The 24,565-nt window shown below is 62.4% G+C and carries 23 protein-coding genes; 13 read left to right on the top strand and 10 right to left on the bottom strand.

Features of this window, described 5'->3' with window-relative positions:
- Positions 1-52 precede the first annotated feature (52 nt).
- The 6 genes from G453_RS24675 to G453_RS0116250 form a co-directional block, all read right to left on the bottom strand.
- On the bottom strand, positions 53-1,996 hold the full coding sequence (locus G453_RS24675; RefSeq protein ID WP_051272527.1) for a peptidylprolyl isomerase: 1,944 nt from the start codon (positions 1,994-1,996) through the stop codon (positions 53-55).
- A gap of 94 nt (positions 1,997-2,090) precedes the next feature.
- Positions 2,091-4,013: an aconitate hydratase gene (locus tag G453_RS0116230; protein ID WP_027191896.1), complete on the bottom strand. Its 1,923-nt coding sequence runs from the start codon at positions 4,011-4,013 to the stop codon at positions 2,091-2,093.
- Positions 4,014-4,132: 119 nt separating this feature from the next.
- Entirely contained in the window at positions 4,133-4,378 is a 246-nt protein-coding gene (locus G453_RS0116235; protein WP_051272528.1) for a hypothetical protein, read from the bottom strand.
- Between the two features lie 168 nt (positions 4,379-4,546).
- The gene (locus tag G453_RS24680) at positions 4,547-5,812 is read right to left on the bottom strand and encodes a CgeB family protein (RefSeq protein WP_051272529.1); all 1,266 of its coding nucleotides are present in this window, start codon (positions 5,810-5,812) and stop codon (positions 4,547-4,549) included.
- A gap of 5 nt (positions 5,813-5,817) precedes the next feature.
- On the bottom strand, positions 5,818-6,138 hold the full coding sequence (locus G453_RS0116245; RefSeq protein ID WP_027191898.1) for a hypothetical protein: 321 nt from the start codon (positions 6,136-6,138) through the stop codon (positions 5,818-5,820).
- Positions 6,139-6,146: 8 nt separating this feature from the next.
- Entirely contained in the window at positions 6,147-6,707 is a 561-nt protein-coding gene (locus tag G453_RS0116250) for a toxin-antitoxin system YwqK family antitoxin (protein ID WP_156920980.1), read from the bottom strand.
- Positions 6,708-6,835: 128 nt separating this feature from the next.
- Here G453_RS0116250 and G453_RS0116255 point away from each other — a divergent pair, with 128 nt between their 5' ends.
- Entirely contained in the window at positions 6,836-7,315 is a 480-nt protein-coding gene (locus G453_RS0116255; RefSeq protein ID WP_027191900.1) for a hypothetical protein, read from the top strand.
- A complete protein-coding gene (locus G453_RS0116260) occupies positions 7,315-8,088 on the top strand; it encodes an MBL fold metallo-hydrolase (RefSeq protein ID WP_027191901.1) in 774 nt (257 codons plus the stop codon). Before G453_RS0116255 ends, G453_RS0116260 begins: the two co-directional genes overlap by 1 nt.
- A 174-nt stretch (positions 8,089-8,262) precedes the next feature.
- Here G453_RS0116260 and G453_RS26600 read toward each other — a convergent pair whose 3' ends face one another.
- Both G453_RS26600 and G453_RS0116270 read right to left on the bottom strand, forming a co-directional pair.
- A complete protein-coding gene (locus tag G453_RS26600) occupies positions 8,263-10,254 on the bottom strand; it encodes a PAS domain S-box protein (RefSeq protein WP_027191902.1) in 1,992 nt (663 codons plus the stop codon).
- A 74-nt stretch (positions 10,255-10,328) separates the two neighbouring features.
- On the bottom strand, positions 10,329-11,720 hold the full coding sequence (locus G453_RS0116270; protein WP_027191903.1) for a deoxyribodipyrimidine photo-lyase: 1,392 nt from the start codon (positions 11,718-11,720) through the stop codon (positions 10,329-10,331).
- A gap of 112 nt (positions 11,721-11,832) precedes the next feature.
- On the opposite strand from G453_RS0116270, the gene G453_RS0116275 reads away from it, so the two are divergent.
- Positions 11,833-12,324: a YajQ family cyclic di-GMP-binding protein gene (locus G453_RS0116275; protein ID WP_027191904.1), complete on the top strand. Its 492-nt coding sequence runs from the start codon at positions 11,833-11,835 to the stop codon at positions 12,322-12,324.
- Between the two features lie 8 nt (positions 12,325-12,332).
- Complete coding sequence (locus tag G453_RS26605; protein ID WP_051272530.1) at positions 12,333-12,710, top strand: hypothetical protein; 378 nt, start codon at positions 12,333-12,335, stop codon at positions 12,708-12,710.
- A gap of 108 nt (positions 12,711-12,818) precedes the next feature.
- On the opposite strand, the gene G453_RS0116285 is transcribed toward G453_RS26605, so the two are convergent.
- Positions 12,819-13,457, bottom strand: a complete 639-nt coding sequence (locus G453_RS0116285; protein ID WP_027191905.1) for a YkgJ family cysteine cluster protein — start codon at positions 13,455-13,457, stop codon at positions 12,819-12,821.
- A gap of 384 nt (positions 13,458-13,841) precedes the next feature.
- Between G453_RS0116285 and dsrA the strand changes: the two genes are divergently transcribed.
- The 4 genes from dsrA (at position 13,842) to G453_RS0116305 (ending at position 18,156) form a co-directional block, all read left to right on the top strand.
- Positions 13,842-15,155, top strand: coding sequence for a dissimilatory-type sulfite reductase subunit alpha (gene dsrA / locus G453_RS0116290; RefSeq protein WP_027191906.1), 1,314 nt, complete (start codon positions 13,842-13,844; stop codon positions 15,153-15,155).
- A gap of 14 nt (positions 15,156-15,169) precedes the next feature.
- Positions 15,170-16,318 (top strand): dissimilatory-type sulfite reductase subunit beta, encoded by a 1,149-nt coding sequence (gene dsrB / locus G453_RS0116295; protein WP_027191907.1) that lies wholly within the window; start codon positions 15,170-15,172, stop codon positions 16,316-16,318.
- Positions 16,319-16,383: 65 nt separating this feature from the next.
- Positions 16,384-16,623 (top strand): dissimilatory sulfite reductase D family protein, encoded by a 240-nt coding sequence (locus G453_RS0116300; protein WP_027191908.1) that lies wholly within the window; start codon positions 16,384-16,386, stop codon positions 16,621-16,623.
- Between the two features lie 123 nt (positions 16,624-16,746).
- A complete protein-coding gene (locus tag G453_RS0116305; RefSeq protein WP_027191909.1) occupies positions 16,747-18,156 on the top strand; it encodes a cobyrinate a,c-diamide synthase in 1,410 nt (469 codons plus the stop codon).
- An 18-nt stretch (positions 18,157-18,174) separates the two neighbouring features.
- Here the strand turns inward: G453_RS0116305 and ftsH are convergent, their stop codons facing one another.
- Positions 18,175-20,001: an ATP-dependent zinc metalloprotease FtsH gene (gene ftsH, locus G453_RS0116310; RefSeq protein WP_027191910.1), complete on the bottom strand. Its 1,827-nt coding sequence runs from the start codon at positions 19,999-20,001 to the stop codon at positions 18,175-18,177.
- A gap of 246 nt (positions 20,002-20,247) precedes the next feature.
- On the opposite strand from ftsH, the gene G453_RS0116315 reads away from it, so the two are divergent.
- The 5 genes from G453_RS0116315 to G453_RS24695 form a co-directional block, all read left to right on the top strand.
- Positions 20,248-20,892 (top strand): hypothetical protein, encoded by a 645-nt coding sequence (locus tag G453_RS0116315; protein ID WP_027191911.1) that lies wholly within the window; start codon positions 20,248-20,250, stop codon positions 20,890-20,892.
- Between the two features lie 682 nt (positions 20,893-21,574).
- Positions 21,575-21,736 carry a hypothetical protein gene (locus tag G453_RS28120; RefSeq protein WP_156920982.1) on the top strand — a complete coding sequence of 54 codons (162 nt, stop codon included), beginning with the start codon at positions 21,575-21,577 and terminating at the stop codon, positions 21,734-21,736.
- Between the two features lie 68 nt (positions 21,737-21,804).
- Positions 21,805-22,362 carry a hypothetical protein gene (locus G453_RS28125; protein ID WP_156920983.1) on the top strand — a complete coding sequence of 186 codons (558 nt, stop codon included), beginning with the start codon at positions 21,805-21,807 and terminating at the stop codon, positions 22,360-22,362.
- Positions 22,363-23,003: 641 nt separating this feature from the next.
- Positions 23,004-23,942 carry a hypothetical protein gene (locus G453_RS0116325; protein ID WP_027191912.1) on the top strand — a complete coding sequence of 313 codons (939 nt, stop codon included), beginning with the start codon at positions 23,004-23,006 and terminating at the stop codon, positions 23,940-23,942.
- A gap of 42 nt (positions 23,943-23,984) precedes the next feature.
- On the top strand, positions 23,985-24,565 hold a 581-nt coding region (locus G453_RS24695), incomplete at its 3' end, for an SU10 major capsid protein (RefSeq protein ID WP_169725354.1).

Genomic DNA, 24,565 nt, shown 5'->3' on the forward strand with positions numbered 1-24,565 from the left:
AAAAGGGAGCGGCCCGAAGACCGCTCCCTTGAGACGCGCTTGCGAAACGCTATCAGGACTTGCCGGTGGTGGCCATGCCCTCAGGCAGTCCCACGGGTCCGAGCACTTCCTTGTTGACGATCTTGATGGGCATCTTTTCCCACAGATACTGCATGTAGCCGCGCAGCATCTGTTCCTGCTGGAAAGGCAGGGCCTGGCCCATGATGCGGGTCCTGTCGCGCTGCCATTCGGCGTCGGTGGGGAAGGTGCGGTCCTTCAGGTTGGCCACGATGAAGCCTTCCGCCACGGAGTAGACGCCGGGCAGCCAGCCCGGTCCCTTGGCGGCGAAGGCGGCTTCGGCCAGGGCCGGGGACTGTCCCAGCTCCTGGATGGCGCCCTGACGGCCGAAGGGGGCGGAGGTCTTGAGCTTGCCCTTGTACTCGGCGTCGACCTTGGCCTGTCCTTCGGGGGTGGCCAAAAGCGCGGCGACTTCCTTGGCCTTGGCTTCGGCCAGCTTGGCGGACTCCTCGGCGATGATGTCGGCCTTGATGTTCTCGGCCACATCTTCCAGGGCGGGGATGTATTCGGGTTTGACTTCCAGCACCTTGGCCAGGACGAATCCCTCGCCGGCGGCCATGGCCTGCGGAACGGCCTTGCCTGCGGGAACGGAGAACATCAGCGTCAGGGATTCGGGGGTCAGGCCCAGATCCAGGGGAGGACGCTGACGGCTGAAGGAGGCGGACTTCTTGGAGGTCAGCCCCTTGCTCTGGGCCAGCTTGGCCACGTCGGCTCCGCCGATCAGCTCTTCGAGCAGCTGATCCACGGTCTTGCCCAGGGTTTCGGCGGCCTTGTCCTCGGCCATCTCGCGCTTGATGTCTTCCTGGGCTTCTTCAAAGGGGGTGACGCCTGCGGGCTTCTTGTCCACCACCTGGATGATGTGCAGGCCGAACTGGGTGCGCACGGGGCCGGAGATTTCGCCCTTCTTCAGGGTGAAGGCCACGTTTTCGAACTCGGGGACCATGGTTCCCTTGGCGAACCAGCCCAGGTCGTCGCCGTTGACGGCGGGATCGCCCTTCACGGCCAGCACCTTGTCGAAGGTATCGCCCTTGCGCAGGCGACCGGCCAGATCGGCCAGACGCTTTTCGGCGGCCTTGATCTGGTCGTCCTTGGCGTCCTGGGGCAGGAGCACCAGCAGGTGGTTGGCCTTGACCATGTCGTCGTGCTTGAACTTGTCGGGGTTGGAATCGTAGTAGGCCTTGGCCTCCTGGCTGGTGACGTTCTTGGGGTCGGCCAGCGCGGCAGGGGTCAGTTCGAGATACTCGATGGTCATCTCGGCGGGGCGCTTGTACTTTTCCTTGTTGGCTTCGTAGGTCTGCTTGACGGTTTCAGGAGCGACGTTGACCTGCGCGGCGAACTCGCGCACGCCGAAGGGCAGGTAGTTCACCACTGCCTTCTCCTGGGAGAAGTTATAGATGGAGCGCACTTCCGGCGCGGTGACGTACACCGGCAGGATGGAATAGAGCACCATTTTTTCGTACAGCAGGTCGCGCTTCTGGTCGGCCTCGAACCGTTCGGGGAAGAGGCCCACGGACTTGAGCTTTTCCTTGTAGAGTTCGTAGTCGAACTGCCCCTTGTCGTTCTGGAAGGCCGGGACGCGTGCGATCTCGGCCTGAAGTTCGGCCTGGGACACGGCCACGCCGAGCTTGGCGGCCTGGTCGAACAGCAGGACGCGGCCCACCATCTGCATGAGCACCTGGTTTTTGAAGCCGAAGCGCTCCAGGTCTTCCTTGCCGAGCGAGGGGTTCTGGGCCTGGGCCTGGCGCACCGAGCCTTCGTACTCTTCCATGAAGTCCTTGAGCAGGATGGGCTTGTCGCCCACGTAGGCCAGGACTCCGCCGGTGCTGCCCCTCTGATCGTTGAAGGAGTACACGCCGAAGAACACGAACACGGCAATGATGACGCCGAACACGGCTTTGATGACCCAGGACTGGGAATGCTGCCGGAGAAGATCCAACATGTGAAGAGGCTCCTTGGAAAACGTGGCTCAAGCCGCATGAAAACGGCGGCCGCAGGATATTCCCGCAGCCGCCGCCAGTACATGACGGGCGCTTTTAGCGGTCGCTGCCGCCAACGGCGTTGAGCAAACCGCCCGCCAAAATAATGCTGAGCTCGTTTGCGGTCAAATCATTTGTGAGCTTCACCGTGAACTTGCCGTCGACCACGGCGTCCACCGGCTTGCCGGGCTTCATTTTGGCCACGGGGATGGCGATCTCCCCGCCCTGGGCCAGCTTGTCGTAGTCGGCCTTGTCCACGAACATGAGCGGCAGGATGCCGAAGTTCACCAGGTTGGCGCGGTGGATGCGGGCAAGGCTCTTGACGATGACTGCCGTGACGCCCAGGTGCCTGGGGCCAAGGGCCGCGTGCTCGCGCGAGGAGCCCTGGCCGTAGTTCTCGCCGCCCACGATCACGCCGCCGCCCAGCTCCTTGATGCGGGAGACGAACTCCTTGTCCACGTTGGTGAACAGGAACTCGGAGATGGCCGGGATGTTGGAGCGCAGGCTCATGATGTGCGTGCCGCCGGGCAGGATGTGGTCGGTGGTGATGTCGTCGCCCACCTTGAGGGCCACCTTGGAGGTGACGGTGTCCGGGGTCTTGCCGAAGCGCGACAGGGGCGCGATGTTGGGTCCGCGCCGGACCTCCACTTTGGAGCCGTCCTCGGGAGGGTAGATGAACAGGTGGCGGATGGAGGGCACCTTCTTGGGCATGAGCACCTTGGCCGGGGGCGTGCCCCAGGTGGCCGGGTCGGTGAACTCGCCGTTCAGGGCGGCGTGGGCGGCGGTCTGGGGGCTCACCAGGTAGACCTTGGCGTCCTGGGTGCCGCTGCGGCCCTCGAAGTTGCGGTTGAAGGTGCGCGCGGACACGCCGCCGGAGGTGGGCGAGCCGCCGTAGCCCAGGCAGGGGCCGCAGGTGCATTCCAGGATGCGCGCGCCCGCGTCCAGGTAGACCTGGAGCAGGTTCTCGTCGGCCAGCATCTTCAGCACCTGCTTGGAGCCGGGCGAGATGAGCAGGTCCGTGCCGGGTTTGATGCGCTTGTCTTTGAGCATCAGCGCCACGGTCTTCAGGTCGGAGTAGGACGAGTTGGTGCAGGAGCCGATGGCGGACTGGTCCACCTTGAGGCCCGCAAGGCTCTTGATGGTGGCCATGCGGTCGGGCATGTGGGGCTGGGCGGCCAGGGGCTCGAGCTTCGAGAGGTCGATGACGATCTCTTCGTCATAGGTGGCCGAGGGGTCGGCCTTGAGGGGCGCGTAGTCCTCGGGGCGACCCATGGCGGCCAGGAACTTCTTGGTGACCGCGTCGGAGGGGAACAGCGAGCCGGTGGCTCCCAGTTCCGCGCCCATGTTGGTGATGGTGGCGCGCTCGGGCACGGACAGGGTGGCGACGCCGGGTCCGGCGTACTCGAACACCTTGCCCACGCCGCCCTTGACGGTGAGCATGCCCAGAAGATGCAGGATGATGTCCTTGGCGGTGGCCCAGCCGGTCAATTCGCCCTCAAGCTGCACCTTCACCACCTTGGGCATGGTGATGGCGTAGGGCTCTCCGGCCATGGCCAGGGCCACGGACAGGCCGCCCGCGCCCATGGAAAGGCAACCCACGCCGCCCGCGGTGGGGGTGTGGGAGTCCGAGCCGATGAGGGTCTTGCCGGGCTTGGCGAAGTTTTCCAGGTGCAGCTGGTGGCAGATGCCGGTGCCGGGGGGCGAGAACACCGCGCCGTACTTGGCGGCCACGGTGCGCAGGAACTGGTGGTCGTCGGGGTTGCGGAAGCCCTGCTGCATGGTGTTGTGGTCCACGTAGCTGACCGAAAGCTCGGTCTTGACCCGGGGCACGCCGATGGCTTCGAACTGAAGCCAGGCCATGGTTCCGGTGGCGTCCTGGGTGAGGGTCTGGTCTATCCGCAGCCCGATTTCGGCTCCGGGCTTCATTTTGCCGCTCACGAGATGGGCGGCGATGATCTTCTGGGTGATGTTCTTGCCCATGGGTGGTCCTCGCATGTTCGTGAAAGTTTGGCCATGTGCCCCGGCTTTCACGAAGATGTCAAGACCGGGCAAGCCCGGAATGGCGCGTCAGGCCAGGGCGGAGCAAGGCGGGGCGGGCATCACTCGGAGGCGTAGCGCATCCGGCTCATGCGGCCCTTGCGGAACTGGATCTCGAAATCCAGGCGCAGCTTCTCCTGCTTGGCGGCATGGATTTCCTCATGCCGGAAGACGCCGTTCGCCATGTCTTCCTGTTCGGCCAGGGAGCGCAGCAGGGCCAGACACTGGGCGCGCTGTTCCTCGAAGTCCGCGATTTCCTTTTCGATGGCCGCGAATTCCTGTTCCAGATCGACGACTTCGTTCTGCATGATTCATCCTTGTAAATATCTGCTGACGGGGGTGACTGGCCCGAAGTGGCCGCCGCTGTCAACCCGCAGCCGGGCAACGCAGACCTGTACGGGTTTCCAAAGGGGCTCGCCCCTTTGGCCGCCGGAGGCTGTCTTCACTTCGCGACAACAGGCCTACTCCGTCCCCACTCACGCATACCGCCGCCGCATCGTCTTCAACATGGCCTTCATGCGGTGGGTGTAGTCGTGCTGGGCCAGCACACGCTCCCGCGCCGCCGCGACAAGGGCCTCGCGCTCGCCGGGGTTGTCCAGCCAGTGCCGGACAAGACCCGGAATTTCCTCCGGCTCCCGGTAACAGACCACCTCGCGCCCCGGTTCGAACAGAGCGTCCATCTGTTCGCGATGGTCCGTGAGCAGAAAAGCCCCGCAGGCGGGCACGTCGAACACGCGCTGGTTGACCGCGCCCTTCATCTGAAGGCTGGTGGCGTTGAAATTGACGTGCGAGCGCGGGTAGAAGCCCGGCAGATCAAGAGAGTAGTCCAGCGGCCCGTGGTACTTGAACCCGCCTGCGGGCAGCATGGCGCGCCAGCCCGCATCACCGGCTACCAGGGGCGAAAAGGGCGCAAGCGTCGCCACGCGCGAAAGCCGGTACAGGCGGGTTGCCTCCCAGGTGAGGGTCTGCTCCAGGTCCAGCCGGGCCTGGGCGTCCGGCAGGGCCTCCCAGAGCGCCAGGAGCTCGGGCGAAGTGGCGCGCAGATAGGCCAGGGCCTCGCGCTCCGGGCTGGCCGCGAAACCCGGCGCGGCCTCCAGGGCCAGAGCCAGGGCGCGCGGATGCGCCTTCAGGCGCTTTTTCAGCGCTGCCAGGGGCCGGGCCATGGAATCGCCCACGAAGGACACATCCGCGTCCCAGGCGGGTTTGCCGACCTTTCCCGGCGCGAACAGGACGGTGTCCGCAGCCAACGGCAGGTGCGCGACCTGCTCGAAGCCCATAGCCGAAAGCGGGTCCACGGTGTCCGCGTCCCAGGTGAACACGGCGCACCAGGGGCTCGGCTGGCCGGGGAAGTCGTGCAGGATGAGGCGGGGGCTGTCCACGAACCAGGAGGCCAGCGGCAGGGCCAGCTTCTCAAACAGCGACAGCAGGCGGCCCTGAGTGTCCAGGCCCAGATGATTGACGGTGAGGGCGAAGTCCGGAGCGAATTCGACGGCGGCAGCCAGGAGCCGCTCCACGAACTCGGACGTGCCGCGTCCGCCTTCGGGCAGGGGCAGCTCGAACACCTGCCAGCCCAGGCGCGCGCAGGCGCTTACGATCTCGCGCTGCAGGAAGTAGCCGCTGGTGAACAGCAGCACGCGCGGCGCGGCGGAGCGGAACCGGGGGATGCGGGCCTTGTCCCAGAAGCCGGACGCGCCCTGGCTCCCTCGCCCGGAGGCAGGCCAGGGGAGACTGGGCGCGTGCATTACTCTTAACGCCTGTCCTTGGACTTCTTGGGAGCTGGCTCGGCCTTCTGGGCCTTTTCCGCGTCCTTTTTCTTACCCAGGTCCGCGATCTTGGCGTTCAAGGCCTCCACCTGCTGCTTGTGCTGGGCGTTCAGCTTCTGGATGCGCTGCTCGTACTGGTTTTTGAGGTCCGCTTCGCGGGCGGCCATGTCATCCTTGATTTTCTTGATCTCGGTCTCCTGGGCGGCCAGGAGCTGGTTCTTCTGCTCGAGTTGCTTCTTCAAATCCTCGCCGGAGCATCCGGCCAGGAGCATCAGCGCGGCCAGAGACATGAGCATGCGTTTCATGGGTGCTCCTACTTGTTTTTCTTGACCAGCTTGCCCTGGTCGTACACTTCGTCGCGCACGACGGCCCCGGAGGCGTCGTATTCCTTGAGCGGGCCGTGCAGCTTGCCCGCCTGGAATCCGGCCTCGGTGCGCAGCTGCCCGGCCTCGTCCCAGAGCCTGGACTGTTCAGACACCTTGCGCCCGTTCTGGAAGGTGGCCACGGTCTGTTCCTCCAGGCGTCCGCTCTCCCCGAAGCGCTTGATGCTCCAGGTGTCTGCGGTCACGTCCACCTGCTCGGCCAGCTGGCCGTTCTCGTACCAGACCTTGCTGGCGTTCAGCTTCCCTGCGGCGTAGCGGGCCTCCAGACGGACCTTGCCGGACTGGTGCAGGTCCTGGACCATGCCGGTATAGGGGGTTTTGTCCCCGGCTTTATAGATCAGCCCGCCGCGTTCCTCCATCTCTTCGGGAGAGGCCGCGCCCTGGGCCAGAACGGAAGCGGCGCTGGCCAGGACCAACGCCAGGATCAACCCCAGGGCCAGGCCCTGGCCCATGAGTGTAAACCGTGAAAATGCTGAGAGTGTGGTGCGCATCCGGGACAGGATACCCCCAAGGGCTTTTCGCTGGCAAGGGCCAAGCCCCGCTTGCTTTCCGCAGGGGATGGCATTAGTTTGCTTTGCTCCATGGCAGAGACCATGACCATCCGGGAGTTTCCACGTCCATGAACGTCCCCACGACGCAAAAGCGCGACAAGTCATCGTCCTTTCTTTCCCCGCACCGCGAAGACCTCGTGGTGGTGGGAATCTGGGTGCTGAGCCTGGTTCCGGCGTTTCTGATCTCGGTGTTCAAGAAGGACCCGCTTTATGCGTCCTTCATCACCATCCTGATCCAGTTCCTGGCCTCTTTCGGCACCGTCACCCTGTTCGGCGTGATCACCCAGCTGATCTGCTACCGCTACATCGAATCCTCCGCAGTCCATGACCGCATGATGGACGGGCTCTTTTACGGATTCCACGCGGGCATGATAATCTGGATGCTCTATGCGTTCTTCACCATGCTGTTCGGACTGCGCACGGTGGGCGAGATAAACACCCTCATCGGCTTTTTCGGCATCATGTGCATCCTGAGCTGCATGGTGGGCATCCTGGTGGGATTCATCGTGGGCAACGTGGAAGAGCGCAAACGTTCCAAGGGGTTCTAGTGCGCGTCCTCTTCTGCGGAGTCGGCGAGGCCTTTGACGAGGCCCACCCCAACACCTGCCTGCTGGTGGAGGCCACGGCCCAGGGCCAGCGGCGCGAAATCCTCCTGGACTGCGGCTTCACGGCCCCCTACGCCTACTGGCGGCACGGACCCGCCCTGAACGCCTCGCCGGACGGGCCGGACCTGGTGTGGATATCGCACTTCCACGGCGACCATTTCATGGGCTTTCCAGCCCTGGCAGCCCGCATGATGCAGGCGGGCCGCACCCGCGAACTCCTGGTGGCAGGCCGCCAGGGCGTGGGCATGGCCGTGACCAGGGCCCTTGATCTTGCCTACCCCACGCTACGCGAGAAGCTCGGGTTCACCCTGTCCTATCGGGAGTGCGAACCCGGCGAACCCATGGAACTTCTGGGCCTTACCCTCACCGGAGCCTACACCACGCACAACGAGCCCTGCCTGGCCCTGCGCCTGGAAGACGACGCGGCGAGCCTCTACTATTCAGGCGACGGCGCGCCCGCCCCGGAATGCCTGGCCTTGGCCTGGGGAGTCGGACTCATCGTGCAGGAGACCTTTTCGCTGGCCCCCGGCGCAGTGGGACACGGCTCCGTGGAGGAGACCGTGGAGCTGGCACGCATGGCCAACCCCGGCGCCCTGGCCCTGGTGCACCTGGAGCGAACGCTTCGCTCCGATCGCATGCCTGAGGTGATCGCCGCCCTGGACGGAGCCGGATACGTGGCCCAGGCCGGAAGCATCCACGACGTAGCCGCCTCCTGAAACAGCCGGGGCGACCCATTAGGCCGCCCCTGATCCCATTCCCGCCCCGTTTCCGATCTCCGGATTTGACCGCCGCTCTGCCCTGCATCAAGCCGGGCGATTGCATCGTCCGGCCCTGGCACCTGGGAGGCATGACCCCCGTTTTTCAAGGCCGCGACATGTCTGCCTGCCGCATCAGTCCGGCCCCAGGCCGTTTCGGACCACCGGGAATCGCAGCCTGAAACGCACCCCGTTCGGAGAGTCCACGCTCACGCGCCCTTTAAGCTGCTCCGCCAGGGACACCACCAGCTGCAAGCCCAGGGTGTCCGGCGCGGAGAGACTCACCCCGGGCGGCATGCCCTCTCCGTCGTCCTCGACCTCCACCAGCACCTCGCCGTCCACCAGGGCGGCGGCCACATGCAGGGTCCCGCGCGTGCGTCTGCGGAAGCCATGCTTGATGGCGTTGGTGGCCAGCTCGTTCAGGATAAGCCCGAAAGGAATGGCCTGCTCCAGGCTCAGGGGGATTTCCGCCGTCTCCAGCACCAGGGAGATTTCCCTGTCGCCCTTGCAGGCCGACACCAGCCGGGGCAGGAACTGCCCCAGGTACTCCCCCACGTCCAGCCCGGCGAAGTCCCTGGACCGGTACAGCTGCTCATGGATCATGGCCATGGAGGCGATGCGCCCCCGGCTCTCGTCCAGCACGCTCTGTGCGGTGGGATTGGCCACGGCCTGCTTCTGGAGGTTCAGGAGGCTGGATATGATCTGAAGGTTGTTCTTCACCCGGTGATGAATCTCGCGCAGCAGGATCTCCTTTTCATGCAACGAGGCCTCCATGCGCTCCTCGGCGCGTTTGCGCTCGGAGATGTCGATGGTCACCTGCACGCGCACCATGCGCCCGTCGATCCAGCGCAGGGCCCTGTCGTGGTTCAGGCCCCACAGGCCCGTCACCGGGTTCATGTCCTCCCAGACCACCATTTCGTCCGGCGGCTCGCCGCTCGGGCAGGCTCCCGGAACCCAGCAGTTGTCGCAGACGGCTTCCCGCTCCCGGAAGGAGCGGTAGCAGGTCTCGCCGGTGCAGTCGCGCCGGAAGGTCTCCTTCATGGCCTTGTTCATGAAGAGGATCTCGTGTGTCTCGATGTCCACCACGTTCACCGCCGCGCACAGGCCGTCCAGGATGGTGGTCAGGGTCTTGTTGGCCTCGGTGATCAGTTCCTCGTCGCGCTTGCGGGTGGTGATGTCGCGGGCCAGGCCCAGGACGTACTTTTGAGCTCCCACTTCCAGGAACACCACGCGCAGGTCCACGGGGAAGCTGCCGCCGTCCTTTCGGCGGTGCCGCGTTTCGAAGCAGGCCCGACGTTCGCTTGAGATGCTGCGCGCGAACGCCGCCAGCGCCTCGGGGGACTGCGTCTCGTCGAGATCCATCATATTCATGCCAAGCAGCTCTTCCCGACCGAAACCTGTCTGGCGCTCCGCCTCCGGGTTCACTTCGAGGATTCGCCCGCGCATGTCGGTCAGGTAGATGGCGTCCCCCGCGTTCTCCACCAGCAGGCGGAAGCGTTCCTCGCTTGCGCGCAGGGCCTTTTCGGCGTCCTTCAGCGCGCTTAAGTCCACATCCAGGCAATACTGGACGGTTTCGCCGTCGGCAGTGGTCACCACGCTGTGGGTCGAGAAGACCGGGACGTCCGAGCCGTCCTTGTGCATGAGGATCAGTTCCGAGGCGGGCAGAGGCTGGCCCGTCTCCCCCATCTGGAGAATGGCCTTGCGGACCTCCTCGCGCATGGGGGGCGGGATGATGAGGTCCACCAGGTTCTTCCCCAGCGCCTCCTCACGGGTGTAGCCGTAGATGGTTTCCGACGAGTCGTTCCAATAGCTGACGATCCCGTCCGACGAATAGCCCTGGATGGAGACCGCCTCCACCTGATCCATGAGGATGCGGTAGCGCTCCTCGCTGATGCGCAGGCTCGCCACGGTGCGCCGTGCGCGCAGGAGCAGTATCAGGAGGATCGCCACGGCCAGGAGCAGCACCCCCGTCAGGGCAAAGGCTTCGGGAGGCCAGTGGCCTTCGGCATACGCAAGGGGCGGCGCGGCCTGCGCCTGTGCCTTCCGGGATACGGCGCACAGACACAATCCTGCCGAAGCCGGGAACAGAATCCTGCCCGGAAAGTGCGTCCTGTCATTGAGCGCCATGCATCACTCTTGCCGGATGGCTGTGTATGCAACTGGTTTTTATGGGTTCCGTCCATGCGTTTACATCATGAACATCATTCTTTGTCGATACTCTTTCTCCTCTCCCTGCCTTCTAGAGACTTGATTTTTTCCACATAGGCCCGCACGTCGAATTTGCGTTCCAGTCCCTTGTAATTCATGTAGCGGATCTGTCCGAATACGGGCCGTTCCATCCAGGGCCGGTCGTGCACGCCCCCGATTGACCAGGCGATGCCCGCGTACCCGTTGGGGTCCCGCCCATCCAGCGACCAGCGGTCGTTCAGTTCCACGGCCACGCCCTGGGCCTCTTCGGCGTCCGGAGTCCACTCCAGGATTTTCTTGCCCCAGTACATGCGCATGTAGCCGTGCATCTTGCCTGTGAGCCGCATCTCCAGCTGTGCGGCGTTCCAGGCAGGGTCGTGGGTTTCCCCTTCCTCAAGCTGTTCCCTGGTATAAATGTAGGGGCGCGGATCGTCCGCGTGACGCTCAAGGGTCTTTCTGGCCCACTCGGGATAACAGGAGGTCCGGTCGTAATCCTGGCGGTGCAGGCAGAAGTTGTCGGCCAGCTCCCGGCGCACGATCAGCTCCTCCAGGAAGGCCTCCTTGTCCGCAGCTTCGGCCCGGCTCGAGGCGGCCTCCAATGCGGCGCGCTGCGCGGACAGCATCCCAAAGTGCAGCCAGGGCGAGAGCCCGGACTGGCCGTCGAGCGATGGGTCGTTGCGCTTCTCCGCGTACCCGCGCAGTCCGGCCCCCGTGAAGGCGTCCAGGGCCATCGCGCCTGCGGCCTCGCCCGCCGCGAAATACCGTGAGCGGGACGCCCCGGATAGGCCGGGAACGCCCTGCTCCACCTGCTCCCAGGACCACTGCGGCAGTTTCTTCGCGAGGGCCGCATCCAGAGGCCGCAGCGGGGGAAGACCGGGGAACGGTTCCAGGAATTCCGGCAGCAGCCTGTGGATCTTGGGGCGGATGGTGCGGGCCATGTACTCGCACTTGTCCGAGGCCACAAAGCAGGGGACCACGTTTCGGGCGTCCACCTCATGCACCGGACAGGCCACGGCCTCCCCGGCCTGGGCCAGCCAGCGCCGCTTGTGGCGCAGCGGATCGAAGTCCGTGACCAGGACGCAGGCGTCCAGCGAACCCGCCAGCTGCGCCACGCGGGAGGGCGGGTCGCCCATCAGCTCCACAAAGGGGATGTTCGCGGCCTTGAAGTCCGCGTGGAGTTCCCTGAGCCCATCCACCAGGAACCGAAAATGGGCGGCGTTGGCCTGCGGGTAGTCCGGGTCCAGGCAGTGGACCGCCACCAGCGCCCGATCCCGGCTTGCCGCCAGGGACGCCGCATAGAGAAGCGCCCAGTTGTCGCGCAGCCTGTGGTCGCGGTGCATCCAGTACAGGACTGGCCCGCCGCCTTCGTGTCCCTGTGAAGCCGGACGCCCGCGTCGCATGTTCATGAGGTTGTCCATGCTCTCTTATGCGTGATAAAGGACGTATTGCAAAGAGCTTGCGCTCAGGATAGAAATTTCGATCATCCCGGAGAATCCCCCGGATATACAGGAGAATGTCATGCCCTCGTTCGATGCCGTCAGCAAGGTGGACCTTCAGGAAGTGGACAACGCCGTGAACAACACCGTCAAGGAGATCGCCACCCGCTTCGACTTCAAGGGGTCGAAGACCGAGATCAGCCTGGACAAGAAGACCAAGGTGCTGTCCGTGGTCACCGAAAGCGAGATGCGCGCCAAGGCCGTGCGCGACATGCTCATCGGCAACTTCGTCAAGCGCAAGGTGGACACCAAGAGCGTCGAGTTCGGCGACCCCAAGCCCGCCGGTGGCTCGCTGATGCGCCTTGAATGCAAGATAAAGGAAGGGATCGAGAAGGACGTGGCCAAGAAGATCACCAACCTGATCAAGGAATCCAAGCTGAAGGTGCAGGCGCAGATCATGGACGACCTGGTGCGCGTGACTGGCAAGAAGATCGACGACCTCCAGGCCGTCATGAACCTTCTCAACGGCGCGGACCTGCCCACCCCCATCCAGTACGTGAACATGAAAAGCTAGGAGAATCCATGACCACCCTGCGGCCCAACAGCCTCGCCCTGCTTCTGGCGCTTTTCTGCGCGGCCCTGCTTTCCGGCTGCGCTGGAGCCCAGCGCGCGCTGACCCTGGAAGAGTTCTACGGCTTCTGCTGGCCCGCGCAAGTGGACTCCAACTGCCCGGACGACGGATTGTGCCAGACCTACAAGGACTACCTGGCCCAGGAGCACGCCAGCAAGGCCGAATGCATCAAGGGGTGCAACCAGCTCCAGCTGATGGAGTGGAGGCAGAGCAACTTCGGCAACTGCCAGCCCGCCATCAACAACGCCACGGACTGGTGCGAGAAGTATTGCCGCCAGTACTTCGATTACGGGCCGCCCTCCCAGGGGCAACCCCAGGGACAGCAGTAGCCCGGCAGGCTGCTGCGGGCCGGATGACCTGACAAATCACAAGCGGGCGGGAATCACTTCCCGCCCGCTCTTGTTTTCAGACTGAATTTCCTGTCCGGCCTTCGCGCGTCAGCCGGAGACGCGGTTCCCGAAGGGCGCGCAGATGCGCTGAAGGCTCCTGCCGAAATAATAGTCCAGCTCCTCGTCCGCCAAACCGGCCCGCTGGCGGAACGCCTCGCGGAAGGCCGCCTCGGCCGAGGCCAGCCCGGCCAGGCTCTCGCGCGCGGCCACGTCCCCCCTGGCGGCCTTCCTGGCCAGACTCACGGCCATGGCTGCGGGCCAGGTGCGCTCGTGGAACTCCACCAGCTCCCAGAGCCCGCCTCCGGGGGCGATCATGTCCGCCCTGGTGGCACGGTTTTCCCGGTAGAGACTCTCGAGGACCGAAGTGTCCTCGCAGAACAGGGCGCGGCACTCCACGGGGCGCGAATCATGGATGCCGCAAGCCTTGGCCGAGACGTCGTGGAATCTGCACGAGAAACCGGCGGCGCGCCCGGCCAGCTTCACCATTTCGGAGGCCAGCGTGGTCAGCCCGCCCACCACGTTTTCGTGCACGACCTCGCCGGAGCGCAGGGTGACAAGGTCCCGACGCTGGATCACTCCGGCCTCGACCAGGGGCAGATCGGCCCGGTGCAGGGCCGGGCCGCCGCTTTCGCAGCAGCGGCCGCATCGGCGACAAACCGGCGCTCCGGAGCTTGTTTTTTCTTCCATGCGTGCTCATCCTGTCGCAGTTAATTTGTGAAATTCATAACGAATCATTTGCCGCCTCGCAAGACTAGCATGGAGCGTCTCAGCTGAAAATCCGCACCAGTGCTTGGAATATCGGGCACCTGCGGGTTTCGCGGAGCCATGGATTTTCCTTTGCAGGCCGGGAAGAACCATGTTAGAAAGTTCACGCGCGTGGTACTTTAGGTGGATTGACAGTAATCCCGGTTACTTCTATACGCTTTGTCCATCCCCAGGTCATTTTCGCGCCATCGGTCCGCATTGGCGGGCTTGTGGGCATTACGTCGGGAAAACGTCGCATCCGCACGGGCGGGGCGCGATTTTCGTAAACAGGGCTGTAACTCTTACAACTCTTTTTTGGAGGAACACATGGCGAAACACCCGACCCCGTTGCTGGATCAGCTTGAAAGCGGTCCGTGGCCCAGCTTCGTTTCTGACATGAAGCAAGCTGCGGAGCTGCGTCACACGAACCCCAAGGGCATCAATCAGCAGATTCCCGAGGACGTCATCGACGACCTGCTGGGCCTGCTGGAAATGTCCTTCGAGGACGGCACCACTCACTGGAAGCACGGCGGCATCGTGGGCGTGTTCGGCTACGGCGGCGGCGTCATCGGACGCTACTGCGACCAGCCCGAAAGATTCCCCGGCGTTGCCCACTTCCACACCGTGCGTCTTGCCCAGCCTTCCGGCCTCTTCTACAAGGCCGACTACCTGGAAGAGCTGTGCGACCTGTGGGACATGCGCGGATCCGGCATGACCAACATGCACGGCTCCACCGGAGACATCATCTGGCTGGGCACCACCACCCCCCAGCTGGAAGAGATCTTCTTCGAGCTGACCCACAAGCACAACCAGGACCTGGGCGGCTCGGGTTCCAACCTGCGCACCCCCGCCTGCTGCATGGGCATGTCCCGCTGCGAATTCGCATGCTACGACACCCAGCTGATGTGCCACACCTTGACCAATGAATACCAGGACATGCTGCACCGCCCGCAGTTCCCCTACAAGTTCAAGTTCAAGTTCGACGGCTGCCCCAACGGCTGCGTGGCCTCCATCGCCCGCTCCGACTTCTCCGTCATCGGCACCTGGAAGGACGACATCAAGATCGACCAGGCCGCTGTGAAGGCTTACGTCGGTGGCGAGATCGCCCCCAACGCCGGCGCCCACGCCGGTCGCGACTGGGGCAAGTTCGACATCCAGAAGGAAGTCATCGGCCTGTGCCCCACCCAGTGCATGAGCTACGAGGGCGGCAAGCTGGAGATCGACACCAAGAACTGCTACCGTTGCATGCACTGCATCAACGTCATGCCCAAGGCCCTGCGCATCGGTGACGAGCGCGGCGCTTCCATCCTGATCGGCGCCAAGGCCCCGATTCTGGACGGCGCTCAGATGAGCTCGCTCCTGGTGCCCTTCATCCCCGCCGACGATCCGTTCGACGAGATCAAGGAAGTCATCGAGTCCATCTGGGACTGGTGGATGGACGAAGGCAAGAACCGCGAACGCCTGGGCGAGACCCTGAAGCGCCTCGGTTTCCAGAAGGCTCTGGAAGTCTGCGGCATCAAGGCTCAGGCTCAGCATGTCAAGGAACCCCGCACCAACCCCTACATCTTCTGGAAGGAAGATGAGGTGCCCGGCGGCTGGACCCGCGACATCAACGAATACCGCAAACTGCACCAGCGCTAAAAGGGGGAACAAATATGGCGTTCGTCTCTTCCGGGTACAATCCCGACAAGCCGATGGAGAACCGTATTTCCGACATCGGACCTCGGTTCTATAAAGACTTCCTGCCTCCGGTTCTGGAGAAAAACTACGGCAAGTGGGTTTCTCACGAAATCCTCGAGCCCGGCCTGCTGGTTCACGAAGCCGAGAGCGGCGACAAGGTCTACACCGTGCGCGTGGGTTCCGCCCGCCTGGTGTCCACCGAGTACATCCGTGAGCTGTGCGCCGTTGCCAAGCAGTACGCCGACGGCTACCTGCGCTGGACCACCCGCAACAACGTCGAGTTCATGACTCCTTCTCTTGAGACCGCCAAGAAGATGAAGGCCGACCTGAACAGCCGCAAGTTCGACAAGGGTTCCTTCAAGTTCCCCGTCGGCGGCACCGGCGCGTCCATCTCCAACATCGTGCACACCCAGGGTTGGATTCACTGCCACACCCCGGCCACGGACGCTTCCGGCACGGTTAAGGTCATCATGGACGAGCTGTTCGACGACTTCACCAGCATGCGTATGCCCGCCATCGTGCGCGTGGCCGTCGCCTGCTGCCTGAACATGTGCGGCGCCTGCCACTGCTCCGACGTCGCCGTCGTGGGCTTCCACCGCAAGCCGCCCCTCATCGACCACGAGTACCTGGACAACATGTGCGAGATTCCCCTCGCCATCGCGTCCTGCCCCACCGGCGCCCTGAAGCCCGGCAAGACCGATCTGCCCGACGGCAAGAAGGTCAACACCATCCTGGTGAACAACGAGCGCTGCATGTACTGCGGCAACTGCTACACCATGTGCCCCTCGCTGCCCCTTTCCGACAAGGAAGGCGACGGCGTGATCATCATGGTCGGCGGCAAGGTGTCCAACAGGATCTCCATGCCCAAGTTCTCCAAGGTGGCCGTTGCGTTCATCCCCAACGAGCCTCCCCGCTGGCCCACGCTGGCCAAGGTCGTGAAGAAGATCATCGAGGTCTACGCGGCCGAAGCCAACAAGTACGAGCGCCTGGGCGATTGGGCCGAGCGCATCGGCTGGGAGAGCTTCTTCGAGAAGTGTGAACTGGACTTCACCCATCACCTGATCGACGACTTCCGCGATCCGGCTTACTTCACCTGGCGCCAGTCCACCAACTTCAAGTTCTAGCAGTCTAATACCGGAGGCGCGGGCCTTAAAAACCCGCGTCTCCGGAAACTCCAAGCGAGGTATATATGGACGAAACAGAAGCCAGGCAGCACATTGTCGACACTCTGAAGTCGAAGACCAACAAGTCCAAGTTCTATCTGAAGGACTTTTACGCTTTCCTGCCCGACATGAAGAAGATGGAAGTCGGCAAGCTGGTGAACAAGATGGTTGCCGAGGGTACCCTGGAATACTGGTCCTCCGGTTCCACCACCATGATCGGCCTCAAAGGCGCCGGCAAGCAGCACGCCACCGAAGAAGGCGAATAGCCTTAAGCGGCGCAACACCTTTCTCCGCGGCCCGCGCCGCTCCCTCTTCATGGCCTTGGTCGTGATGCGGACAGGCGCGGGACGTGGACACCAACGCATGGGGCCGGAAGGTCCTCTTTTTTCATGACCCGCATTCCCCGTCTCGTGCTGGCCGGACTTTCCGGCGGATCAGGCAAGACCATAGTCTCCCTGGGACTCACCCGCGCCTGGGTGAACCAGGGTCTTCGCGTTGCCCCCTTCAAGAAAGGCCCCGACTACATCGACGCGGCCTGGCTCGGCCTCGCGGCCAGACGCCCGGCCTGCAACCTGGACCCCTTCCTGCTGGACGAACCGGCCCTGACCGGGCTCTTCGCCCAAAAATCCGAAGAAGCAGACCTGGCCTTCACCGAAGGCAACCGCGGCCTCTTCGACGGCGGCGACGCCCTGGGAACCTTCTCCACCAGCCAACTGGCCAAATGCCTGCGAGCTCCGCTCATCCTGGTCATCGACGCCACCAAGATGACCCGCACCGTTGCCGCAGTGGTCCAGGGCTGCGCCAATTTCGAACCGGGTCTCCATCTGGCCGGGGTCATCCTGAACCGCACGGCTGGGGAACGCCACCGCCGCATCCTCAGGCAGGCCATCGAGCACTACACCGACGTCCCGGTCCTGGGCGAGCTGCCCAAAATGCGCGAAAACCCCATCCCCGAGCGGCACATGGGCCTCATCTCCAGCCGGGAATACCTCGGACAGGAAGACATCCTGGAGGGCATCGCCAGAACGGTGGGGGAATGCTGCGACCTTTCCCGGCTGTTGGACATCGCGCGCTCAGCTGAATCTCTCCCTGAAGGACGCAAGAACATCTGGCCTGCCCAGGTCAGCACGCAGAAGCCGCGCATCGGCTATGTCCTTGATGCCGCGCTGTGGTTCTACTACCAGGAAAACCTGGAGGCGCTTCGCCGCGCCGGGGCGGAACTGGTGGAACTCAGCCTGCTCTCAGGCGACGCCTGGCCGAAACTGGACGGCCTGTACCTGGGCGGCGGCTTCCCGGAGACCCAGGCCCAGGCGTTGGCCGACAACGCGGGGGTGCGCTCGCGGGTGCTGGAACTTTCCCGCGCCGGACTTCCCATCTACGCCGAATGCGGCGGCTTCATGTACCTGTGCGAGGAACTCCATGCCGAGGGGACCATCTACCCCATGGCGGGCGTGTTCCCGCTGGCCACCACGCTCTGCGCCCGCCCCCAGGGTCTCGGGTATGCCGAGGCCACCGTGGTTGTGGACAATCCTTTCCACCCGGTGGGGACCACGCTCAAAGGGCACGAGTTCCACTACTCGCGCTGCCTGGCCGAGTCCCACTATACCGGGCATGGCGAAAGCCCGGTCTTCGCCCTGCACATGGAGCGGGGGGCCGGGATGCTCAGCGGAATGGACGGCGTGGTGTCGGGCAACACCTTCGCGGCCTACACGCACATCCACGCGCTTGGCGCGCTGCACTGGGCCGAGAACTTCGTCCGGGCAGCAGAGCGCGCCAAGGCCGCCCGCGTCGACCGGTAAGGCCCTGCGCCGCCTGCCTTAGCTCTCCTCGATTTCAACCGCCTTGCCCGTCAGCAACTCTTCAAACTTCGCCGCATCCAGCACCTCGACCTTGAGGAGTTGCTGGGCGATGGCCTCCAACTGGGCCTTGTGTTCGTCCAGGATTCCCCGGACGCGACGCCTGGAATTCTCCAGAAGCTCACGCACCTCGGCGTCAAGCTTGGCTGCCGTTGATTCGCTGTATTCCTTGCCCGTCAGTGGGACCTGTTCCGGACTCAGGAACATGGGCCGGGCCTGCCTGGGGTATGTGGACAATCCCAGAGTCTCTCCCATGCCGTACTCGGACACCATGGCCCTGGCGATGTCCGTGGCGCGTTGCAGGTCGTTGTGCGCGCCGGTGGATATCTCGTTGAACACCAGCTCCTCGGCCACACGCCCGCCAAGCAGCACGTCGATCTTCCCCAGCAACTCCTGGCGGGTCATCAGGTAGCGGTCCTCGGTGGGCAGCTGCTGGGTGTAGCCCAACGCCCCGAGCCCGCGCGGCACGATGGATATCTTGGCCACCTTGTCCGAGCCGGGGGTGAACGCCGCAACAAGGGCGTGCCCGGTCTCGTGGTAGGCCACGATCTTCTTCTCCTTGGGATTTATCACCCGGTTCTTCTTCTCCAGGCCGGCGATGACCCGGTCCACGGCCTCGTTCAGGTCTTCCATCTCAACGGATGTCTTGCGGCGGCGCGCAGCCAGAAGCGCCCCCTCGTTTATGATGTTGGCCAGATCCGCGCCGGAGAATCCGGGGGTCTTCTGGGCCAACTCGTGCAGGTTCACATCCGGGGAGAGCTTCACGTTTTTGGCGTGAACTTGCAGGATCTCCTCGCGGCCCTTCACGTCGGGCTTGTCCACCAGCACCTGGCGGTCGAAGCGTCCGGCGCGCAGCAATGCCGGGTCCAGGGTCTCCGGTCGGTTGGTGGCGGCCATGATCACAACACCAACGCGCGGGTCGAAGCCGTCCATCTCCACCAGCAGCTGGTTCAGGGTCTGCTCACGTTCGTCGTGCCCGCCCATCACGGACATGCCGCGCGCCTTGCCGATGGCGTCCAACTCGTCGATGAAGATGATGCAGGGGGCCTTCTCGCGCGCCTGGGTGAACAGTTCGCGCACGCGCGACGCCCCCATGCCCACGAACAGCTCCACGAATTCCGAACCGGATATGAAGAAGAACGGCACCTTGGCCTCGCCCGCCACGGCCCGCGCCAGGAGGGTCTTGCCCGTGCCGGGAGGCCCCACAAGCAGGACGCCCTTGGGCATGCGCCCGCCCAGATTCTGGAAGCGCTCCGGTTCCTTCAGGAAGTCGATGATCTCCTTGAGCTCCTCCTTGGCCTCGTCGCAGCCCGCCACGTCGGCGAAGGTGGTGTTCAGCTCGGATTCAGCCACGATCTTGGCCTTGCTGCGCCCCACCCCCAGCAGCTGATTCCCAGGATTGAACCGCTTCATGAGGAAGAACCAGATGCCGAAAAAGATCACCGCCGGGAGCACCCAGCTCAGGATGTCCCGCAGGAAAGTGGATTCGGGCTGGCCACGGAAATCCACGTTGTACTTGGTCAGCTCCTCGGAGATTTCCGGGTCCACGCGAAGCGCGACGAAGCGCTGCTCGGATTCCACGCCATCGGCAACGATCTTCATCTTGCCGCTGAGCGTCCCCTGCCCGATGGCCACCTCTTTGATGTTGCCTGCCTTCAGCTCCTTGAGGAACTCGGAGTAGGCCAGCGTCTTGGGGCCGTAGCTGCGGATGTAATAGTCCTGAAAGAGGGAGAGGGCCAGGAAGGCCGCGACGACATACCAGAGCGTAAAGTGGTGTTTCTGTTCCATGCACGTTCCAAGGGTTTGCTATTTCTTCGATTCTCACCAGATACGGACAAGCGGGGAGCGGGTCAAGCAGGGTTCGGACGAGAGGGCGGGGTGATTTTCAACTTTCTTCCCACATAGCGCTATGTGGGGTGAAATAAAAACGCGCCTGCATATCCTACGGGGCACCTTGGCTGGGAGCAGGAACACGAGCTGCTGGGCGCTGAGAATGTAACCTGTAACGACAACGGATAACGAAGGAGAAAAGGCATGAGCGAGAGAACGGACGACCCGACTTTCAAGTACTACGACTACGACGCAGCCCAAAAGGACAATTTCAGTTTTGGCGGGCACATGTACTACACCACAAATGACGACAAGATGTTTCTGGCTCCCCAGGGGGAGCTAAACCAACCGGTTGAAATCGATCCCAATCAAGCAATTGGAATCAAGGGCCAACTTGCACAGGACCGGGCCAACAAGGAATATGCCAAGAATCTGGATTACACACAGGATGGTTCACTAGGCATGGACGCGAAAGGGGAGGAGAAGATATCCGAAGACTTTGCCAAAGGTTTCTTCGCGATGCCTGAGGGAGACAACTCCTATCAAGGGCACTCGGCAAGTTATCAATTCGGTCGCTTTGCGGGGAAATTTACGCCAGCCTGGGATGATGGAAGACAGGCTGTCGTTACTGGCTACGACATTGGCCAGAAATACTACAATGGCCAGCCCGTTGGGAGCCATGACTATTTCAAGTTCTTAGAGCACGCGGGCAAAGCCGGAATGGAACTCGCTGGATCAAAGCTGCAAAGGAGGGAGGCAAGGCAATACTCAAAGCATATAAATTTTAGTCACGCTTGGTTTGCAGTGGCACACTATCGTGTTGCTGCAAACCATCATTACTTTTTATAATACTTTCTCCGCAGAAGACACTCTTGAATTCTGTTGCATCATTCTTTACAGCTCCATACAGAAACCCTAAAAGGAAAACCACGACAAAGTAGATAGCGCGCTTAGACCGGAGATTCATACCCTGACCCCCAAAACGCACATTGCAACATCTACAAAAGCATAGGCACTGCGACCCAGCATAAATGTCAAAACAACAAGCCCCCACATTCTATACCCAGGCTGTGCATCCAGAGGAACCCCCCTCTTTTCATCGTGCGCGACCATTGCGTACAAAATTACCCAAAAAAAGAGGATGACTCCAGCCGTACCACCAATAACACCCATACCCGCCCCCCACTGCTTGCGTCAGCAATCCAATCCAAAACCTCACACACTTACAGCCCCCCGCACACTTATCAGCATCGCATGGGCACGCAAACACAAGAGTTGAAGCTGCTGACGTTCATTCCCTGAGAACTGCTGACATCACTCCATATCCCATGCCTGTTCCCGACACCTCTCTCTGAGCTTTGCGCGCTATCCCCTGCTCGCCGCCCACGCCCCTTCTGATATGAATATCATATTTTTTCAACTTTCTTCCCACATAGCGCTATGTGGGGTGAAATAAAAACGCGCTTGCATATCCTACGGGGCACCTTGGCTGGGAAGCCAGGGAAAACCACCTCTCAAGGAGGAACCCCGTATGCCTTATCCCACTCAGGCAGGCACTGCCGATCCCACCGCCATGGGGGCGATGGACGAGCAGACCCGCAAACGCCTCGTCTACGAGCGCTACCTGGACCACATCGCAGGTTTCGCTCCCGGCGAATCCGAACTGTCCGACGAGGAGATCATGCGTCGTTAGGTCTTCGCCGCCACCAACCAATTATGAATCTGGATTCAACATCAACAACTTGCAAAGGAGCATTACAAATGTGGGATGATAAAGATGGACTAAAAATTCAAGGTTACAACCTTGCAGACGATGCAGACAGTGTACTCGGACCGGTAACTCTCAATGCGGCGTCAAATTCCCCGACTATTGATTCGGCATTCTCGAATCGCGATGATGATGGCAACCTTGCTTTTCCCGGGAGGTATTCCGGCAGAGAGGAACCAGCATTCAGACAACCCTCGGAGACTGCACCCCCTCCAAGGGAGAATTCGTCATGGCCGCCCAAGAATGACGACGGGAGCTACCAACTTGCGCCCGGTGCAAAATTGAAATTTGGAACTCCATCACATCAAGCAGCCACCACGTCTGGGAGGGTACTCTCTGCAATCGGAGGTTTGGTCGCTGGTGGAGCACTTATTGCCCACAACCCGCAACTCGGCAGAACAGCAGGCGCAATTATAGGGGCCAATTTCCCTGATCTCTTTACAGATATAATTGAGCAGGGGAAATATCCTCACGTTGAGATTGGAGGCGGCGGGAGTACAAGCGCGATAAGCGCCCAGGATTATCCGAATGGCAACAGGATGGATGACTAACAGTACATTTTTACAAGTGGCAGGCGAAAGCCTGCCACTATTTCTCGCAATGCCTAATTCTTGAGATATAAAACGACATGTCTGCCAACAGTAATAACCACGAATCCGCCCACTACTACTACAAACCACATAAAACAACTATACGCCTTTGACTTGTCATAATAGGATGAAACGTGGTTTGAAACCAACAATACCCCATAGAAGGCGAGATAGCTCATCCATTCAGCCTTCACAGTTTCAAGCAAGCAGACAACACTCCAACACATGAACGCCTCCAACTGATCGATCTTGAAAGCACTGATTTCTAAACAAGCACGTCCGCCTCAAGGTTTTGTTAAGATCCCCTCGCAATCATTCTGGCTAATTATTCAAACCGATCACTCTCACCGGCGAAATCATCATCTCTTGGCATATGACCATCCGCTTCGGCGAGTGTTGACGCGGCCCCTATACGCCCGCACACCCTCCACGAAAACGCATATCTGTGGCGGGCATCCCGGTCCCTCCGAGCTTTTCCAAACTATTTTCAACTTTTTTCCCACATAGCGCTATGTGGGGTGAAATAAAAACGCGCTTGCATATCCTACGGGGCACCTTGGCTGGGAAGCCAGGGAATACCACCTCTCAAGGAGGAACCCCGTATGCCTTATCCCACTCAGGCAGGCACTGCCGATCCCACCGCCATGGGGGCGATGGACGAGCAGGCCCGCAAACGCCTCGTCTACGAGCGCTACCTGGACCACATCGCAGGTTTCGCGCCTGGCGAGTCCGAACTGTCCGACGAGGAGATCATGCGTCGTCGGCAGCTTCAGGCCCAAGGCCAGCCCCAGGGTTACCCCCGGAACCAGGGCGGCATGCCCTCCCCCGGCTACGCGCCCGGCGCTCCGGGTCGCCAGCCCATGCAGGCTGGCGGGGGCCAGGTCCCGTTCGAGGCCATCCTGGCCCAGCTCAAGGCCCGTCCCGGCATGGTCGAGCACCTGGAAGGCATCGACCTGGACGGTGACGGCGTCCCGGACATCCCCTTCCAGCCGTCCCCCCAGATGATGGCCGACCCCATGGGGCGCATGCAGTGGCAGGCCATGCTGCAGAACCGCCAGCGCATGATGCAGGGCGCGCAGCAGCGCCGCGCCCAGCGCAAGGAGGTCAACAACCAGGTGCTGCTGGCCACGCTTCAGGCCAATGATCCACTGTTCGACCCAACCTATAACAGGCTGTGCAGCTATGTTCAACAGCTTCCGCATAAGGTTCGCCAACCTTATCTCTCGGCTGTCCATCGCACGCCTGGCGCGTTCCTCGATCTCTACACTCATATTCGTGATGGAGTCGTACGTGCCTTACAACGCTCCGTACGCACAACCACACCCATGCCCCAACCCGCAAGCGACGACCCGCGCGCCCGCATCCGCCAGGCCGTGGCCGGTCGCATGAGCGCCCCCGCCCTGGAGAACGCGGGCATCATGGACGACCGTCTGCCCGGAGCCACACGCGCCGCCGAGCGCGCCGCCCTGATCAAACGCGTCAAGTCCGGCGGAGCACGCGAGGGCGATCTGCTCAAGTACCTGGAACTGTCCGGCCTTTAGGCCATATCGCAAACCCTGTAACAGCGAAAGGAGGAATTTCGCATGGCTGATTCTCTTACGTCCTATTATTCGAACTCCGGCGCCGGTGTGCGCGAGATGAAGGACACCATCTTCGAGGACCTGGAAAACGTGATCCAGACCATCACGCCCCACAAGACCCCCTTCATCTCCTCCATCAATACGCTCAAGGCCAAGAACGTGCTGCACGAGTGGCTGGAAGACGAACTGAAAACCCCCACCGGCGACAACAAGGCCATCGAAGGCGCGGACGCCGTGGCCACCGCCCGCACCGCCCCGTCGCGGCTCTCCAACTACTGCCAGATCCTTGAGGACTCCTTCAAGATCTCCGGCACCCTGGACGCCGTGACCCCCATGGGTCGCCAGCGCATCAAGCGCTACGAGTCCGACAAGAGCCTCAAGTACCTGAACACCGAACTGGAATACGCGGCCCTGAACAACGCCACCGCCAGCGCCGGTGACGCCGGGACCGCCCGGCAGATGAAGGGCATGGAAGGTTTCATCTCCACCAACGACAAGTCCTACGCCTCCTACGCCGCCGGCAACGACTTCTCCGAGGCCAAGCTCCTGGAGATGTCCCAGGCTTGCTACGAGGCGGGCGGCGA

This window comes from Fundidesulfovibrio putealis DSM 16056 (assembly GCF_000429325.1).
Lineage (GTDB): Bacteria > Desulfobacterota > Desulfovibrionia > Desulfovibrionales > Desulfovibrionaceae > Fundidesulfovibrio > Fundidesulfovibrio putealis.